Consider the following 14,632-nt stretch of genomic DNA (forward strand, 5'->3'; position numbering starts at 1 on the left):
TTGATTTTTTTAAAAAGAGAGTAACGGCCATGTTGAAGATGATAAATCAGATCCAGCACTATTCATGGGGAAGTAAAACCGCCCTGACCGATATTTATGGTGTTGAAAATCCAGATAATCTGCCAATGGCTGAATTATGGATGGGCGCCCATCCTAAAAGCAGTTCATTTGTAACCAATCCTAAAACGGGAAAACCCATTGCTTTAAATGAATTAATAGCCAGTGATCCGAAGAAATATCTGGGGAAAAAAGTTTCAGATAGATTTCACCGTTTACCTTTCCTATTTAAGGTATTGTGCGCGGCTCAACCTCTCTCAATTCAGGTTCATCCTGATAAAAAATCCGCAGAAGAGGGTTTTGCCAAAGAGAATATCGCCGGTATTCCATTGAATTCACCCGAAAGAAATTACAAAGATGATAACCATAAACCCGAATTGGTTTATGCCCTTACCCCTTTCCGGGCAATGAATGGATTCCGTCCATTAAACGAAATCGCGCAATTACTGGAATTCGTTACTGCGGCCCATCCCAAGATTCCGTTCTTTATTCAAACACCAAATGAACATAATCTTGCCTGCTTATTTTCCCAATTGCTTAATATGAGCGGTAAACAAAAGCAGTTAGCTCTTGGCGTATTAAAATCGGCGTTAAACAGTCGACTCGGTGAACCTTGGGATTCTATCAAGAAAATGACGGCGTTTTATCCCGATGACAATGGACTGTTTATTCCACTTTTACTTAATGTCATCGAGCTTGAACCCGGTCAAGCCATGTTTTTATGTGCTCGCACGCCTCACGCTTATCTGGAGGGGGTTGCGCTTGAAGTTATGGCAAATTCAGATAACGTCCTACGAGCGGGTTTGACCAATAAATATATCGATATTCCTGAGTTAATGGCAAACCTTGATTTTGTGTCAAAACCAACAAACACCTTATTTACGCTACCGAAACAGGAAAAAACAGCGAAAAATTTCCCTATTCCAGTAGATGATTTTGCATTTTCTATTTATTCTCTATCAGAGCAGCCAATTACGCTTGATAACAATTCAGCATCGATTGTTTTTTGTGTTGAAGGTCAAACAGTTATACAATCTGGAGAACACCAATTAAGAATTTTCCCAGGTGAGTCAGTATTTATATCTGCTGCCGAAAAGGCTGTGATTATTCACGGTGATGGTTTTACCGCCCAGGTTTTTAATTAATAATGCCAATCTGGGCCTGAAACTTATTCACAGGCCGTTAAGCGCTGCTTAAATTCCAAGTGATGCTAACGGCCGTTTTTATACTAAAAGAGCACATATTACTTACTTGCAAAGTATGTGCTAAAAGGATGGATTTCCATTATGAAAAAATCGTTAGTGGCCGTAGGCATTATTGTTGCCTTAGGAGCAGCCTGGACTGGAGCCTCATGGTATACAGGTAAACAGATCGAACAGCGTATAGATCAATCGATTTCCCGCGCTAATGCTGAAATGAAAAAAGCTTTCCCTGAAACAGGTCTGATGTTACAGAGTAAAGATTTCCACCGTGGCGTGTTCAGTTCTGACGTTCGTCTCGTTTTAAAAGCTAAAGATGGCGTTGAAAACGCAGAAATTAAACCAGGTGAAGAGATTTCAATTAAGTCTGTGATTGATCACGGCCCTTTCCCACTCGCACAAGTGAAAAAACTAACCTTAATTCCTAGTATGGCTTCTGTTCATTCCGAACTGGAGAATAATGAAGCTTTAAAACCGCTGTTTGAAATCACTAAAGGAAAATCGCTGCTAACTTCTGATTCACGTGTCAGTTATCGTGGCTTTGTTATTTCTGATGTTGATATCATCCCTGTCGAATTTGAAAAAAATGGGGCTAAGTTCAATTTCTCCGGCGCCAAACTGACTTCCGATCTCAGTCGTGATCTGAAAGAGATATCACTGGCAATCAAGAGTGACCAGTTAGCCATCAATAAAAATGACGAAAATTTCCTTGTCAAAGGTATTGATTTAAACCTGTCCAATAAAAAAGGCAAATTTGATATCTATGTTGGCGATCAAAGCATTAAAATTCAGGAAATCAGTCTAAAAGGCATCGGCAATGAAGATATGATGCTTTCCGGTGTTAAAATAGATTCAAATATTGGTGAAGATGAAACTAATCTGAAAGGGAAAATCACTTACAGTTTAGATGGCCTCAAACTGAAAAATATTGATTTTGGTTCTGGTAAGTTTGTCATTACCGCGGATCGTCTGGATGGTGAAGCCGTTCGTCAGTTTACTCAAGCTTACAATGATGCAGCCGCTAAATCACTCTCTTCTGGTGATCTCTCTTCCGATGCGGCAGATACCGCTATTATTGACGCGGTATTGTCTAACCTGCCTATTTTACTGAAAAACAATCCACAATTTGGTATCGAACCATTAACCTGGAAAAATTCCAAAGGTGAAAGCACCATTAATTACCAAGTGAGTTTGAAGAACTTACCGAAAGATAAAAGTAGCTTGTACTCAATGAAAACAGAAGAAGCTATTCGCACTTTAATTCAGAACATGTCTCTGAATGTCACATTACCAAGACCTATGATGATTGAGTTCTCCACTCAGTCAATGATCATGAATGGCATGGATAAAGCAAAGGCTGAACAGAATGCTGAACAACAGATAAATCAGTTTGAACAATTAGGCCAACTGTTTAAACTTACCACTGTTGATAAAGATGCTATCAGCATTAAGTTTAACTATGCAGACGGTAATGTAGAAATGAACGGTAAGAAAATGCCTTTACATCAGTTCCTGTCTGAATACTATTTATCCGACGACTCTTCTGATAATAACGAAGCACCAGAGCAAACAATGCCAGAAGGCGACACCCACGACAGCGGAAAAGAGAAAACAGAAGGCACTGTGCAACCTGCTCAATAAAACGCGCTATTAAATTGCCAGTCAACGTATGTGACTGGCATTTTTATATAAAAAAGGACCGGAATGTGATTGACATAAAACTCCCACTGACAGATTTACACCGCCACCTTGATGGAAATATCCGGCCGGAGACTATTTTAGATCTCGCCACCCAGCATAATATTCAGCTTCCAGCAAACGATCTGGAATCACTGCGCCCTCACGTACAAATTATTAACAATGAACCGAGCCTGGTAAGCTTTTTACAAAAACTTGATTGGGGAGTGGCGGTACTGGCTGATTTGGACGCCTGTCGTCGTGTTGCTATTGAAAATGTTGAGGATGCCATCAATTCTGGGCTCGATTATGCTGAGTTACGTTTTTCCCCTTATTACATGGCGATGAACCACAAATTGCCGATTGAAGGGGTCGTTGAGGCAATTATTGATGGAATCCATTCTGCCCGTCAAAATCACGATATCAACATTCGCCTTATCGGAATTTTAAGCAGAACTTTTGGTGAACAAGCCTGTACTCAGGAATTAGCCGCCCTGCTAGCCCATCGCCAACATATTACAGCATTGGATCTGGCGGGTGACGAGTTAGGTTTTCCCGGTCATCTGTTTCAATCTCATTTTACCAAAGCCCGTGATGCTGGCTGGCAAATAACTATCCATGCCGGTGAAGCCGCCGGCGCTGAAAGTATTTGGCAAGCCATTCGTGAATTAGGAGCCACTCGTATTGGTCATGGAGTAAAAGCCATTACCGATCCCGGATTGATGGATTATTTGGTTGAAAACCGTATTGGTATTGAAGCCTGTTTAACTTCAAACCTTCAAACCAGCACCGTCAGTTCTTTATTGGATCATCCACTGAAACAATTTCTGGAAAAAGGTATTCTTGCTTCCATTAATACCGATGATCCGGCGGTTGAAGGCATAGACATCCGCCATGAATATGAAGTTGCCGCACCTGCCGCAGGTTTATCTATTGCTCAAATTCGCCAGGCTCAGATAAATGGGCTGGAAACCGCTTTTATCTGTGATGCAGAAAAACAGGCATTACGTATGAAAGCAGCAAGTCGTTAAATATAAACAGTTCGGGAATGGGTTTTCCATTCCTGATTATGGTTATTACTTGAAATATAATGTACAAATAGGAGGGGCCGCTCATGCCTCAGATCCCAATAGAAACTACGATGCCCAAATTACTTATTATTTATTAGGGATCACGGTTATGTAATCACTGACAATATCTGCTTTCAATTTTTCCGGTTCATATGCCATAAACAACAGAATATTGGTATCTAACAACAAATCCATTAGGAGTATTTTCCTTCAAATATATCAATAATTTCGGTGCTGTTCATATCGTCAAAATTGGCGGGAACTCTACCTTTGCCTTTGAGGAAACCGAGCTTGCGCTTAGGTTTATCTTCTCTGTATGCGATAACTTTAACCAATGCCTGACCATTCTTGGCAATTACTACGGGTTCACCAGTGCGAACGACTTCCTGGATAATTCTGGACAAGTTAGTTTTCGCGTCGTAAATATTAACCTTTTCCATAAAATGACCTCTTGTTGTACATACTTTAAGCATAGTTATTTTTATTGGTCTAGTCAATTTGGTTAGACTAATGGTTTGCTTACAACTTACTAAACTGTCTCAGTTTATAATCCGCAAAACAGGGATGAGGATTCCTTTATCGTAGAACTTTTTGTCCCACTCCGGATCAGACGCTATGAAAACTGGAATACAATTAAGCAACGAAACACTAGATTCCAGACAACATTCAGAAAGATATTCGGTAACCTTTTGAGAACCAACAAGTAAATAGTTTATCAATATATCTATTTCGTTTTCTTTAAGGCTAGACCCTTGCACAATTGAGCTTTGCAAAAATTGCCTTTGATATTGGTAAACCAACTTTCCTACAATCAACATCATATGCAGATTTCACATTAATATTTTTGATTGCAATACCTAGATTATTAATTATTGGATCGCTATCTGAGTGAAAATAAATCCCTTGATAGAGAGAAGAACAACAATTTCCAACACCTGCAATAGCAACGTTAATCATATTAAAAATCATTCTCGTTAGTATTTTGTGAAATTATTAAATCATTTAATTTAAATATATTCTCTTCTTTTATAAGCCAATCTGTCATTTCATTACTATATTTCTCAGAAATATATTTTTTATTTTCTAAGTTGGTCTTATAATTTGCATCATCCTCCTCTGGATGAGACAGATGTATACCTTCTATCCCCTCAAACAAATGAAATTGAGAATTAGCTTTGTGAAGCCGGAAACCAAGATCAATATCTTCACCACCCCATGATTTAAAATGTTCATCAAAACAGCCCACTTTTTCAAAGAGTTCTTTTTCTACACTAAATATTGTTCCCCATAAAAAAACCCAAGGTGCAGGCATGGAACATAATTTATAGTTGAATCTCGCGTATGAGCTTTGACGAATATCTTTGCCAACACCCAGTTCTTTCATCCTTTTAATTGCGCTGTCTACATCATCTAGGTCAACTTTTAGATCCCATTTATTTTCAGAGTACAGACCGTATACATTTCCAATCGAAACTGATTGTGGGTTAGCGCTATGGAACTTAATCACATTCTTAACGAAATCACTTGGCAAAAGTACGTCAGCATCAATAAACGCCAGTAGCTTCCCTTTTGCATTTTTAGCTCCAATATTTCTCGCTCGGGCTACACGGAAACCTTCGTCAGGTACATATATATACTTGAGTTTATAGTTGTAAACTCGTTTAGTAACAGCGAGACAAGTCTCATCGCTAGAACCATCATCTACAACTATTACTTCGAAGTCATTAAAATCCGAACTTTGCTTGTTTAGTAAAGAGAGCAAAGACATTAGACTTTCTTTTTTGTTATAAGAAGGAATGATTATACTTAGAGTCATAAATTCTTTACTCCTTGATCTTACTTTTTATTTCAAGAAAAGAGGCTTTAAAATTATTCATATCTGATAGAATGTAGTTTCCTTGTAGAGATAAGCAATTATTTAATCTGTTTAGGAATTCTTCAATAAACTCATTAAATATGAATTCATTGAGATTATAAAGCCTTCAATATCGTTCTAATACTTTTCTTCCAAAAAGATATCAGGACGATGCACAGCATATCTATCATATGCACCAGGCGATTATTGATGGTATCCATTTTGCCCGTCAAAATCGCGATATCGACATTCACCTTATCGGAATTTTGAGCAGAACTTTTGGTGAACAAGCCTGTACTCAGGAATTAGCCGCCCTGCTAGCTCACCAACAACATTCGCATCTGCAAAACTGCGCTCTATCGTCCCCTTTCGTCGTTATTTCCGGTTCCTAAACTCCCGCTTCAAAAACAGTTTTCATTTGCATTATGACAACACACAAGTAGAGTATCGACAAAGTTGATACTTAAAATTAAAACTGATAGAGTATCTTCATTGTTGATACTTTGAGGATTTAAAAATGGCACAAGTAGTAGTGAAAAAATGGGGTAACAGCCCTTCTGTACGTCTTCCGGTAGCTATCATGCAAGCCGCCTCACTTAATGTTGATGATACTGTTGATATTGCTGTCGAAGATGGTCGAATTATCATTATTCCAATCAGGGCGAAAGAATATTCTCTAGATGCGCTATTAGCCGGAATTACACCGGAAAATATTCATGAAAAAATAGATTTTGGTTCTCCAGTGGGTAAGGAATTGATCTGATGGTTTCTCGTTTTGTGCCTGATGCTGGCGATATTATCTGGATTGACTTTGATCCTGTGACTGGACACGAACAGGGAGGCCATCGCCCCGCAGTAGTACTGAGTCCATTTGCATATAACAATAAGGTGGGGTTACTACTCTGTGTTCCTTGCACAACGAAGGCAAAAGATTATCCTTTTGAAGTTGAGCTATCAGGAAGCCGCGATAGTGTCGCCTTAGCTGACCAGGTAACATGCATTGATTGGCGAGCCAGAAAAGTGACAAAAAAAGGCAATGTTAATTCTTCAGAACTAGAAGATATAAGAGCTAAAGCAAAAGCGCTTATCGGATAACGAGGTTTTACATGACCGGACTCCAAACTCCTTAGTTTTAGATCTCAGAAGAAAAATATTTAAAATATAAAATTGCATTCATTGGGGAAATATAAAATTCAAATAGAAGTTTACGATTTAAATTTCTCAGTTAAATATTACATTGTTGTAAATATCATTAATATATATTTACAACAATTCCCTATCATAGATTTATATTTATCTCCGTTTTAACCTCCGAGCATAACGTTGTGCCAATACGGCACACACCATCAACTGAATTTGATGAAAAATCATCAACGGCAGCAACATTACACCCACCGTCGCAGCCGGAAATAGCACATTCGCCATTGGTACGCCATTAGCCAGACTCTTTTTCGAACCACAAAAAACAATCGTAATTTCGTCTTCTTTATTAAAACCCAACCAGCGAGCGGTATAAGTATTAATAATCAGCACAATCGCCAGCATAATGCAGCAAATAACCCCAATCATCAGTAGCGAATAACCATCAATTTTATGCCATATTCCCTCTACAACCGCCTCACTAAAAGCCACATAAACCACTAAAAGAATTGATGACCGATCAGTTATATTTACTAGTTTTTTATGTTTCTCCACCCAACGTGCAATTAATGGCCGTGACAGATGCCCGATAATAAAGGGAACCATCAATTGAAGGACGATAGATTTTATTGCTGCCAATGTATCGGGACTGCCTTCTCCCTGTGTATGGATCATCAACCCGACTAATATTGGCGATAAAAACACACCCAAAATACTGGATGCCGAAGCACTGCAAATAGCCGCGGCAACATTACCACCAGCAACCGAAGTAAAAGCAATAGCTGACTGAACGGTAGCCGGTAACGCGCAAAGATAAAGGAATCCCCAATAAATCGTTGGCGTCATAATTTCGGGTACTAGCAAATTCAGTCCTAATCCGATAATTGGGAATAAGACAAAAGTACTGAGAAAAACCACTAAATGAAGCCGCCAATGTCCCATGCCGGCAATAATGGCCTGACGGGATAATTTAGCGCCATGCATAAAGAACAACAGAGCGATAGCCGCTGTAGTTAGCCGCTGAAATCCTACTTTTATTTCACCTTCGCAAGGAAAGAATGTCGCAATAACAACGACCGTCACTAATACCATCAAAAAAGGATCTATTTTTAATTTTTGCCACCAGGTCATTTATCATTTTCCTTGCTTTGCAAATAATTAGCCCGGCCAACCAGGCTAATCAATAAATAGCTTAAATTACCACTGCACATTGTTGTTTTGCCGACTGAATACCGGCTTCAATTAATTTCATGATTTGAATTGCTTCACTTGCCGTGACCGGATTAGGTTTACCTAGCGTAATCGCATCACGGATAGCAGCATAATAAGCAGAATAATTACCAGGCAAAGTCGGAACATATTCAGTCACTAACTCCTCTCCGCTTAACAGTGTCATAACACCGTCACGAATATCATATCCCCAATCGGCATGCGGCGGCCTCTCCCCTGCTTTCAACCGTTCTTCCTGAGGATCAAGACCATATTTTACATAACTGCCTTCCATACCATGTAACGTATAAACAGCAGACTCAGCCGCCGCCACGGTTGTCGCATGAAGAACCACTTTAATATCCGAATAATTCAACAACACGTGGAAATAATCTACCGCTTCCGCTTGTGGGCGGATCATCCCCAAATCAGCGGTAATAGATTGCGGTTTACCAAATAGTTGAACCGCCTGATCGAGTAAATGAGACCCTAAATCATACCAAATACCACTTCCTTGCCCCGCCGTTTCACGCCATCTTTGACGTATAACCGGACGATAACGATCAAAATGGGATGCGAAATATTTTAATTTACCCAAACGATTTTCTTTAATTAACGATTTTATCGTCAGAAAACCGGAATCCCAACGGCGGTTATGAAAAACAGAAAGTAATAAACCCGCCTTTTCTGCCTGCTCTTTTAAAGATTCAGCCTGTTCAACGGTGACGGTAAATGGTTTATCCACCACAACATGCTTACCCGCTGCCAATGCCTTCTGTGCCAGAGGATAATGCGTATCATTAGGTGTCGGAATAACGATTAAATCAATGTCGGGATCATTAAAAAGATCCTCAGGGCAGGATACCACCGGAATATTTGGCCAATCTGATTTCACTTTTTCAGCATCACTACTGGAAATGGCGGCCAATTTAACACCAGCAGTGCCGGCAATTAACGGTGCATGGAACGTTTTACTTGCATAACCATACCCCACCAACCCAACCTTTAACAGCTCACGCATAACAGCCCCTCAAACTCATTAATAACATGCAACAATTTCAGCATCCGTAAAAAATATCATTGGTAATGACCGTTGAGCAAATTATCTCTGAATCTACCCTTGAAGATCTTTCAACCAATCTATTCCTATAACCTATTTCTTAAGTCATCAGAATCGCCTATTATTCTTTTTTCGTATAGCTTCAAGTGGAATGATTTATGTATCAAACCAATGATTACCACCGAATTAATGGTTGGATTCTGGCTCCAGCAGCTTATCTGATTATGACCTTTCTCAGCGCCAGTATAATGCTCGTCTTATATATTGTGGCATTTTTTAGTCAAAACAATGCACTAAGTGCCGGGAATAATCACTTTACTTTAATGTGGTTTCTTTCCGTCGCCATTACTGCGGTAATGTGGTGTTTCACCCTATGGGTATTAAAACTGCTTTTCATTCGATCAAAAAGGTTCCCGCAAATTTTTATTATTTGGCTTATTGTTACCGTATTAATCGCATTGAAAACTTTTGCTTTCTCCCCTATTCCTGATCAAATGGCTTTACGCGCATTAGCATGGCCGCTATTGGCAACCGCTATTTTCGTCCCCTACATTAAACGCTCTCATCGAGTCAAAATGACTTTCACACAAGATCGATAACCTCAACTTTCTTTGGTTGTTATCATTAACAATAGATTGCCCCTGGTAAGACAAGGGCATACTTATAATTTAATAAAAGTCAACTTAATAAAAAGTAAACAAACTCATTTTCAGGCACAGCAATGACTGACTATTTTCTTTTATTTGTTGGAACCGTATTGGTTAACAATTTTGTCTTGGTGAAATTCCTTGGCTTATGCCCTTTTATGGGCGTATCTAAAAAGCTGGAAACCGCCATCGGGATGGGATTTGCGACAACATTCGTTATGACACTGGCCTCTGTCTGTTCGTGGCTGGTGAATACCTTTATTTTGTTACCACTGGATTTAATCTATTTGCGTACCCTGAGCTTTATTCTGGTTATTGCGGTGGTGGTGCAATTCACAGAACTTGTTGTACGCAAAACCAGCCCGACGTTATACCGGTTATTGGGTATTTTCCTGCCGTTAATTACGACTAACTGTGCTGTACTTGGCGTGGCGCTGCTGAATATCAATCAATCACACGATTTTTTACAATCCGCTATCTATGGTTTCGGCGCTGCCGCCGGTTTCTCTCTTGTTATGGTACTGTTTGCCGCTATTCGTGAACGTCTGGCTGTCGCTGATGTCCCCGCCCCTTTCAAGGGGTCATCTATTGGTCTTATCACTGCGGGTTTAATGTCCTTGGCTTTTATGGGCTTTAGTGGTTTGGTGAAGTTCTGATGACATCATTATGGATTGCTATTGGCGCACTCAGTGCACTAGGGTTAATTTTTGGCTTAATCCTGGGGTTTGCCGCCCGCCGTTTTCAGGTGGAAGAGGACCCTATTGTTGAAAACATTGATGATATTCTGCCGCAAAGCCAGTGTGGGCAATGTGGTTATCCTGGCTGTCGCCCGTATGCTGAAGCCATAGCGAATAATGGTGAGATGATTAACAAATGCGCACCCGGTGGTGAACAAGCTATGCTGAAAATTTCAGAGCTGCTTGGTGTCGATCCACAACCATTAGATGGTGATGCAAGCGTACAAAATCCAGCCCGCAAAGTCGCCTTTATCGATGAAGAGAATTGCATTGGCTGCACCAAATGTATTCAGGCTTGCCCTGTAGACGCTATTGTCGGCGCTACCCGTGCTATGCATACCATCGTTGAAGATCTCTGTACCGGTTGTGACCTGTGCGTCGCGCCTTGCCCAACAGACTGCATTACGATGATCCCGGTAGCCACAACCACTGCTAATTGGAAATGGGATTTAAAAACCATTCCCGTTAAAAATATTACTGTTCAGCCATCGCACTCCGTTTCCATCAACAGTATCCCAGTTAAAAATATTGAGGCTGAACATCATGTTTAACTTATTAGATTTACTCAATAAAAACAAAATCTGGGATTTTGCCGGTGGGATTCATCCACCTGAAATGAAGCTGCAATCCAGCCAGACGCCTTTACGCATCGCGCCACTACCTGAAGAGTTAATCATCCCATTGCAACAACATTTGGGTACACAAGGCGAGTTGCTGGTTAAAGTGGGTGATAAGGTGCTTAAAGGCCAACCTTTAACATTTGGTATTGGTCGTACAGTACCGGTTCATGCATCGACTTCCGGCACAATTATTGCCATTAAACCGTGTATTACCGCGCATCCATCCGGGTTGAAAGAGTTATGTGTTCGTTTGCGCCCAGATGGCGCCGATCAATGGTGTAAACGCGTTCAGACACCGGATTATCAATCACTGGATACAGAGACAATCCTGAACCGAATCCATCAGGCAGGTATCGCGGGTTTAGGTGGAGCCGGCTTTCCTACCGCCGCCAAACTGCAAAGTGGACGGCATGGTCTTAAGACGCTGATTATTAACGCGGCAGAATGCGAACCTTATATCACCGCGGATGACCGCCTGATGCAGGAACATGCCGGCGAACTTGTCGAAGGCATTCGTATTCTGGAACACTTGCTTAAACCGGAGCATATCTTAATCGGTATCGAAGATAATAAGCCAGAAGCAATAACAGAACTTAAAACCGCCCTAAAAGGTGATAAATCGATTATCGTCCGGGTTATTCCGACTAAATATCCTTCCGGCGGCGCCAAACAACTGACCAAAATCCTGACAGGTAAAGAAGTCCCATCCGGCGGCCGCTCCTCCGCTATCGGCGTACTGATGCAGAACGTAGGTACAGTGGTTGCAATCAAACGTGCCATTATTGATGGAGAACCTTTGATTGAACGAGTCGTGACGCTTACTGGCGAAGCAGTCACCTCACCGGGTAACTTCTGGGCGCGGCTTGGTACTCCGGTACAATTTCTTCTCCATTTAGCCGGGTTTGAACCACAATCAGAACAGATGGTCATTATGGGGGGTCCTTTAATGGGATTCACGCTGCCTGACCTCAACGTGCCCATCGTCAAAATCAGTAACTGTATTCTGGCGCCATCCCATCAGGAAATGGATTCAAACACCGCGGAAGAGGCTTGTATCCGTTGTGGATTATGTGTGGAAGCCTGCCCTGCCCGTTTATTGCCGCAACAACTCTATTGGTTCAGTCGTGGACAAGAGCATGAAAAGGCCAGAGATCACAATCTGTTCGACTGTATTGAATGCGGCGCCTGTGCTTATGTCTGCCCAAGTAATATTCCTCTGGTGCAATATTATCGCCAGGAGAAAGCTGAAATTCGGGCCTTGGATCAGGAAAACCGCCGTTCAACGGAAGCCAAAATGCGTTTCGAAGCTAAACAAGCCCGTATGGAGCGAGAAAAACTGGCCCGTGAAGAACGACACAAAAAATCGGCTGTTCAAATTGATAATAAAGATAAAAGTACTGTACAAGACGCGCTTTCCCGGGTGAAGGAAAAGCAAGCTGACGCAGGTAAAGTTGTTGCTATAGAACCGGGACAATTACCCGATAATTCCGCAGCAATAGCGGCTCGTCAGGCAAGAAAAGAGCAGCTTCGCGCTCGTCAGGCGGAAAAACAGGCGGCTGAAAATATTAATATTGCTCCATCTGAACCAACAAGTGCGGAAGATCCACGCAAAGCCGCGTTAGCCGCGGCGATTGCCAGAGCTAAAGCGAAGAAAGCGGCTCAGAATCAGGAAGTCGCACCATCTCTGGAAGCGAGAGAACCAGAAACCACCGCTAGAGAAAAACAAGATCCTCGTAAAGATGCAGTCGCGGCCGCTATTGCTCGTGTCAAAGCCAAGAAAGCCCAGACTCAGCAATTAACTGAAAATCAGGTGGAAACACCACCAGCGGAAGAAACCGATCCGCGTAAAGCCGCCGTCGCGGCCGCTATTGCTCGTGTTAAAGCCAAGAAAGCTCAAACTCAGCAATTAACTGAAAATCAGGCAAAGATACCACCAGCGGAAGAAACTGATCCGCGTAAAGCTGCCATCGCGGCCGCTATTGCTCGCGTCAAAGCCAAGAAAGCTCAAACTCAGCAATTAACTGAAAATCAGGTGGAAACACCACCAGCGGAAGAAACCGATCCTCGTAAAGCCGCCGTCGCGGCCGCTATTGCCCGAGTCAAAGCCAAGAAAGCTCAAACTCAGCAATTAACTGAAAATCAGGCGGAAACACCGCCAGCGGAAGAAACCGATCCACGGAAAGCGGCGATTGCTGCCGCCATCGCTAGGGTTAAGGCCAAAAAAGGCTCTCAGGAACAACAGAAAATTTCAATAGAATAGTGATTGTTATAAATGAAATTCAGACCCGTTCAAATTGACAATAAAAAACTAAAAGTCGCAAGTTCGCCTTTTACACACAACCAGCAAAATACCAGCCGTATTATGCTGTGGGTTGTGCTGGCAACGATACCCGGTATCGCGGTACAAACTTACTTCTTTAGTTACGGTACCTTATTCCAGATCCTGCTTGCGGTGATTACCGCTCTGCTTGCGGAATCCTTTGCCCTGTCTTTGCGTAAACAGGCAATTATGCCTCGTTTGCAGGATAATTCCGCGTTACTGACCGGTTTACTTTTAGGGATCAGCCTTCCACCGCTGGCCCCTTGGTGGCTGATTGTATTAGGAACTGTCTTTGCTGTGATTATTGCCAAACACCTCTATGGCGGTCTTGGTCAAAACCCATTCAACCCGGCAATGGTGGGTTATGTCGTACTGCTAATCTCATTTCCAGTGCAAATGACCAGTTGGTTGCCTCCTATGGATTTACTGACAACACAAATCACACCGCTAGACAGCCTGATGGTGATTTTCACCGGCCATACTCCCGATGGAACAACATTACAGCAGTTGCAACAAGGTTTTGACGGAATTAGCCAAGCCACACCGTTGGACAGCTTCAAAACCGGTTTATTGACCCACAATATCAATGACGTTCTTCGCCAACCCATATTACAAGGATCTCTGGCGGGTATCGGCTGGCAATGGGTCAACATTGCTTATCTTATTGGTGGGCTTATTCTGCTAAACAGAAAAGTAATAACCTGGCAAATTCCTGTGGCATTTATTATGGCATTAGGTTTATGTGCGCTCACAAGCTGGCTGATTGATCCAACCCGCTATTCGCCGCCATTATTACAACTGTTTTCCGGTGCAACTATGCTAGGCGCATTCTTTATTGCAACCGATCCCGTTAGTGCTTCCACGACACCCAAAGGTCGTTTGGTGTTTGGCGCCATGATTGGCCTGTTAGTTTGGGTTATCCGTGTTTATGGTGGTTATCCTGACGCCATCGCGTTTGCGGTCTTATTGGCAAATATCACCGTGCCACTCATTGACCATTACACCCAACCCCGCGTTTACGGGCATAAATAAGGAGCCGTT

The 14,632-nt window shown here is 41.9% G+C and carries 15 protein-coding genes and 1 pseudogene; 11 read left to right on the forward strand and 5 right to left on the reverse strand.

The genetic code is table 11. The features are described from left to right. Positions 1-29 precede the first annotated feature (29 nt). From manA to add, 3 genes are all read left to right on the forward strand, one after another. Positions 30-1,202, forward strand: a complete 1,173-nt coding sequence (gene manA / locus Phpb_RS20425; protein ID WP_065391957.1) for a mannose-6-phosphate isomerase — start codon at positions 30-32, stop codon at positions 1,200-1,202. Between the two features lie 141 nt (positions 1,203-1,343). Then, positions 1,344-2,897 carry a YdgA family protein gene (locus tag Phpb_RS20430; protein ID WP_065391958.1) on the forward strand — a complete coding sequence of 518 codons (1,554 nt, stop codon included), beginning with the start codon at positions 1,344-1,346 and terminating at the stop codon, positions 2,895-2,897. A 65-nt stretch (positions 2,898-2,962) separates the two neighbouring features. Then, complete coding sequence (gene add, locus Phpb_RS20435; RefSeq protein ID WP_065391959.1) at positions 2,963-3,964, forward strand: adenosine deaminase; 1,002 nt, start codon at positions 2,963-2,965, stop codon at positions 3,962-3,964. A 233-nt stretch (positions 3,965-4,197) separates the two neighbouring features. On the opposite strand, the gene Phpb_RS20440 is transcribed toward add, so the two are convergent. From Phpb_RS20440 to Phpb_RS20450, 3 genes are all read right to left on the reverse strand, one after another. Then, entirely contained in the window at positions 4,198-4,443 is a 246-nt protein-coding gene (locus Phpb_RS20440; protein WP_065391960.1) for a type II toxin-antitoxin system Phd/YefM family antitoxin, read from the reverse strand. A 304-nt stretch (positions 4,444-4,747) separates the two neighbouring features. Next, positions 4,748-4,960: a hypothetical protein gene (locus Phpb_RS25780; protein ID WP_131817531.1), complete on the reverse strand. Its 213-nt coding sequence runs from the start codon at positions 4,958-4,960 to the stop codon at positions 4,748-4,750. 1 nt (position 4,961) lies between these two features. Then, on the reverse strand, positions 4,962-5,819 hold the full coding sequence (locus tag Phpb_RS20450; protein ID WP_065391962.1) for a glycosyltransferase family 2 protein: 858 nt from the start codon (positions 5,817-5,819) through the stop codon (positions 4,962-4,964). A 236-nt stretch (positions 5,820-6,055) separates the two neighbouring features. Between Phpb_RS20450 and Phpb_RS20455 the strand changes: the two are divergent. From Phpb_RS20455 to mazF, 3 genes and pseudogenes are all read left to right on the forward strand, one after another. Then, a pseudogene (locus Phpb_RS20455) lies at positions 6,056-6,193 on the forward strand (adenosine deaminase); the annotation flags it as partial. 182 nt (positions 6,194-6,375) lie between these two features. Further along, positions 6,376-6,621 carry an AbrB/MazE/SpoVT family DNA-binding domain-containing protein gene (locus Phpb_RS20460; protein WP_065391964.1) on the forward strand — a complete coding sequence of 82 codons (246 nt, stop codon included), beginning with the start codon at positions 6,376-6,378 and terminating at the stop codon, positions 6,619-6,621. After that, positions 6,621-6,953: an endoribonuclease MazF gene (gene mazF / locus Phpb_RS20465; protein ID WP_065391965.1), complete on the forward strand. Its 333-nt coding sequence runs from the start codon at positions 6,621-6,623 to the stop codon at positions 6,951-6,953. Before Phpb_RS20460 ends, mazF begins: the two co-directional genes overlap by 1 nt. Positions 6,954-7,151: 198 nt before the next feature. Here mazF and Phpb_RS20470 read toward each other — a convergent pair whose 3' ends face one another. After that, positions 7,152-8,129 (reverse strand): bile acid:sodium symporter family protein, encoded by a 978-nt coding sequence (locus Phpb_RS20470; RefSeq protein ID WP_065391966.1) that lies wholly within the window; start codon positions 8,127-8,129, stop codon positions 7,152-7,154. 61 nt (positions 8,130-8,190) lie between these two features. Beyond that, positions 8,191-9,228, reverse strand: coding sequence for an oxidoreductase (locus tag Phpb_RS20475; protein ID WP_065391967.1), 1,038 nt, complete (start codon positions 9,226-9,228; stop codon positions 8,191-8,193). Positions 9,229-9,425: 197 nt separating this feature from the next. Between Phpb_RS20475 and Phpb_RS20480 the strand changes: the two genes are divergently transcribed. The 5 genes from Phpb_RS20480 (at position 9,426) to rsxD (ending at position 14,623) form a co-directional block, all read left to right on the forward strand. Beyond that, positions 9,426-9,866 (forward strand): DUF2569 domain-containing protein, encoded by a 441-nt coding sequence (locus tag Phpb_RS20480; protein ID WP_065391968.1) that lies wholly within the window; start codon positions 9,426-9,428, stop codon positions 9,864-9,866. A 122-nt stretch (positions 9,867-9,988) separates the two neighbouring features. Further along, on the forward strand, positions 9,989-10,570 hold the full coding sequence (rsxA, locus tag Phpb_RS20485; protein WP_011146612.1) for an electron transport complex subunit RsxA: 582 nt from the start codon (positions 9,989-9,991) through the stop codon (positions 10,568-10,570). Then, on the forward strand, positions 10,570-11,202 hold the full coding sequence (rsxB, locus tag Phpb_RS20490; RefSeq protein WP_065391969.1) for an electron transport complex subunit RsxB: 633 nt from the start codon (positions 10,570-10,572) through the stop codon (positions 11,200-11,202). Before rsxA ends, rsxB begins: the two co-directional genes overlap by 1 nt. After that, positions 11,195-13,531 (forward strand): electron transport complex subunit RsxC, encoded by a 2,337-nt coding sequence (gene rsxC / locus Phpb_RS20495; RefSeq protein WP_065391970.1) that lies wholly within the window; start codon positions 11,195-11,197, stop codon positions 13,529-13,531. The genes rsxB and rsxC overlap by 8 nt, the downstream gene beginning before the upstream one ends. A 12-nt stretch (positions 13,532-13,543) precedes the next feature. Then, positions 13,544-14,623, forward strand: coding sequence for an electron transport complex subunit RsxD (gene rsxD, locus Phpb_RS20500; RefSeq protein ID WP_065391971.1), 1,080 nt, complete (start codon positions 13,544-13,546; stop codon positions 14,621-14,623). Positions 14,624-14,632: the final 9 nt, after the last annotated feature.

It is taken from the genome of Photorhabdus namnaonensis (assembly GCF_001684335.1).
In the GTDB taxonomy this organism is placed as follows: domain Bacteria; phylum Pseudomonadota; class Gammaproteobacteria; order Enterobacterales; family Enterobacteriaceae; genus Photorhabdus; species Photorhabdus namnaonensis.

What these genes read in the sequence shown, in the direction of transcription:
- rsxD (WP_065391971.1), top strand. Translation starts at nt 13,544, where the DNA reads ATGAAATTCAGACCCGTTCAAATTGACAATAAAAAACTAAAAGTCGCA.
- rsxB (WP_065391969.1), top strand. Translation starts at nt 10,570, where the DNA reads ATGACATCATTATGGATTGCTATTGGCGCACTCAGTGCACTAGGGTTA.
- manA (WP_065391957.1), top strand. Translation starts at nt 30, where the DNA reads ATGTTGAAGATGATAAATCAGATCCAGCACTATTCATGGGGAAGTAAA.
- mazF (WP_065391965.1), top strand. Translation starts at nt 6,621, where the DNA reads ATGGTTTCTCGTTTTGTGCCTGATGCTGGCGATATTATCTGGATTGAC.
- rsxA (WP_011146612.1), top strand. Translation starts at nt 9,989, where the DNA reads ATGACTGACTATTTTCTTTTATTTGTTGGAACCGTATTGGTTAACAAT.
- Phpb_RS20440 (WP_065391960.1), bottom strand. Translation starts at nt 4,443, where the DNA reads ATGGAAAAGGTTAATATTTACGACGCGAAAACTAACTTGTCCAGAATT.
- rsxC (WP_065391970.1), top strand. Translation starts at nt 11,195, where the DNA reads ATGTTTAACTTATTAGATTTACTCAATAAAAACAAAATCTGGGATTTT.
- Phpb_RS20430 (WP_065391958.1), top strand. Translation starts at nt 1,344, where the DNA reads ATGAAAAAATCGTTAGTGGCCGTAGGCATTATTGTTGCCTTAGGAGCA.
- Phpb_RS20450 (WP_065391962.1), bottom strand. Translation starts at nt 5,819, where the DNA reads ATGACTCTAAGTATAATCATTCCTTCTTATAACAAAAAAGAAAGTCTA.
- Phpb_RS25780 (WP_131817531.1), bottom strand. Translation starts at nt 4,960, where the DNA reads ATGATTAACGTTGCTATTGCAGGTGTTGGAAATTGTTGTTCTTCTCTC.
- Phpb_RS20475 (WP_065391967.1), bottom strand. Translation starts at nt 9,228, where the DNA reads ATGCGTGAGCTGTTAAAGGTTGGGTTGGTGGGGTATGGTTATGCAAGT.
- Phpb_RS20460 (WP_065391964.1), top strand. Translation starts at nt 6,376, where the DNA reads ATGGCACAAGTAGTAGTGAAAAAATGGGGTAACAGCCCTTCTGTACGT.
- Phpb_RS20470 (WP_065391966.1), bottom strand. Translation starts at nt 8,129, where the DNA reads ATGACCTGGTGGCAAAAATTAAAAATAGATCCTTTTTTGATGGTATTA.
- Phpb_RS20480 (WP_065391968.1), top strand. Translation starts at nt 9,426, where the DNA reads ATGTATCAAACCAATGATTACCACCGAATTAATGGTTGGATTCTGGCT.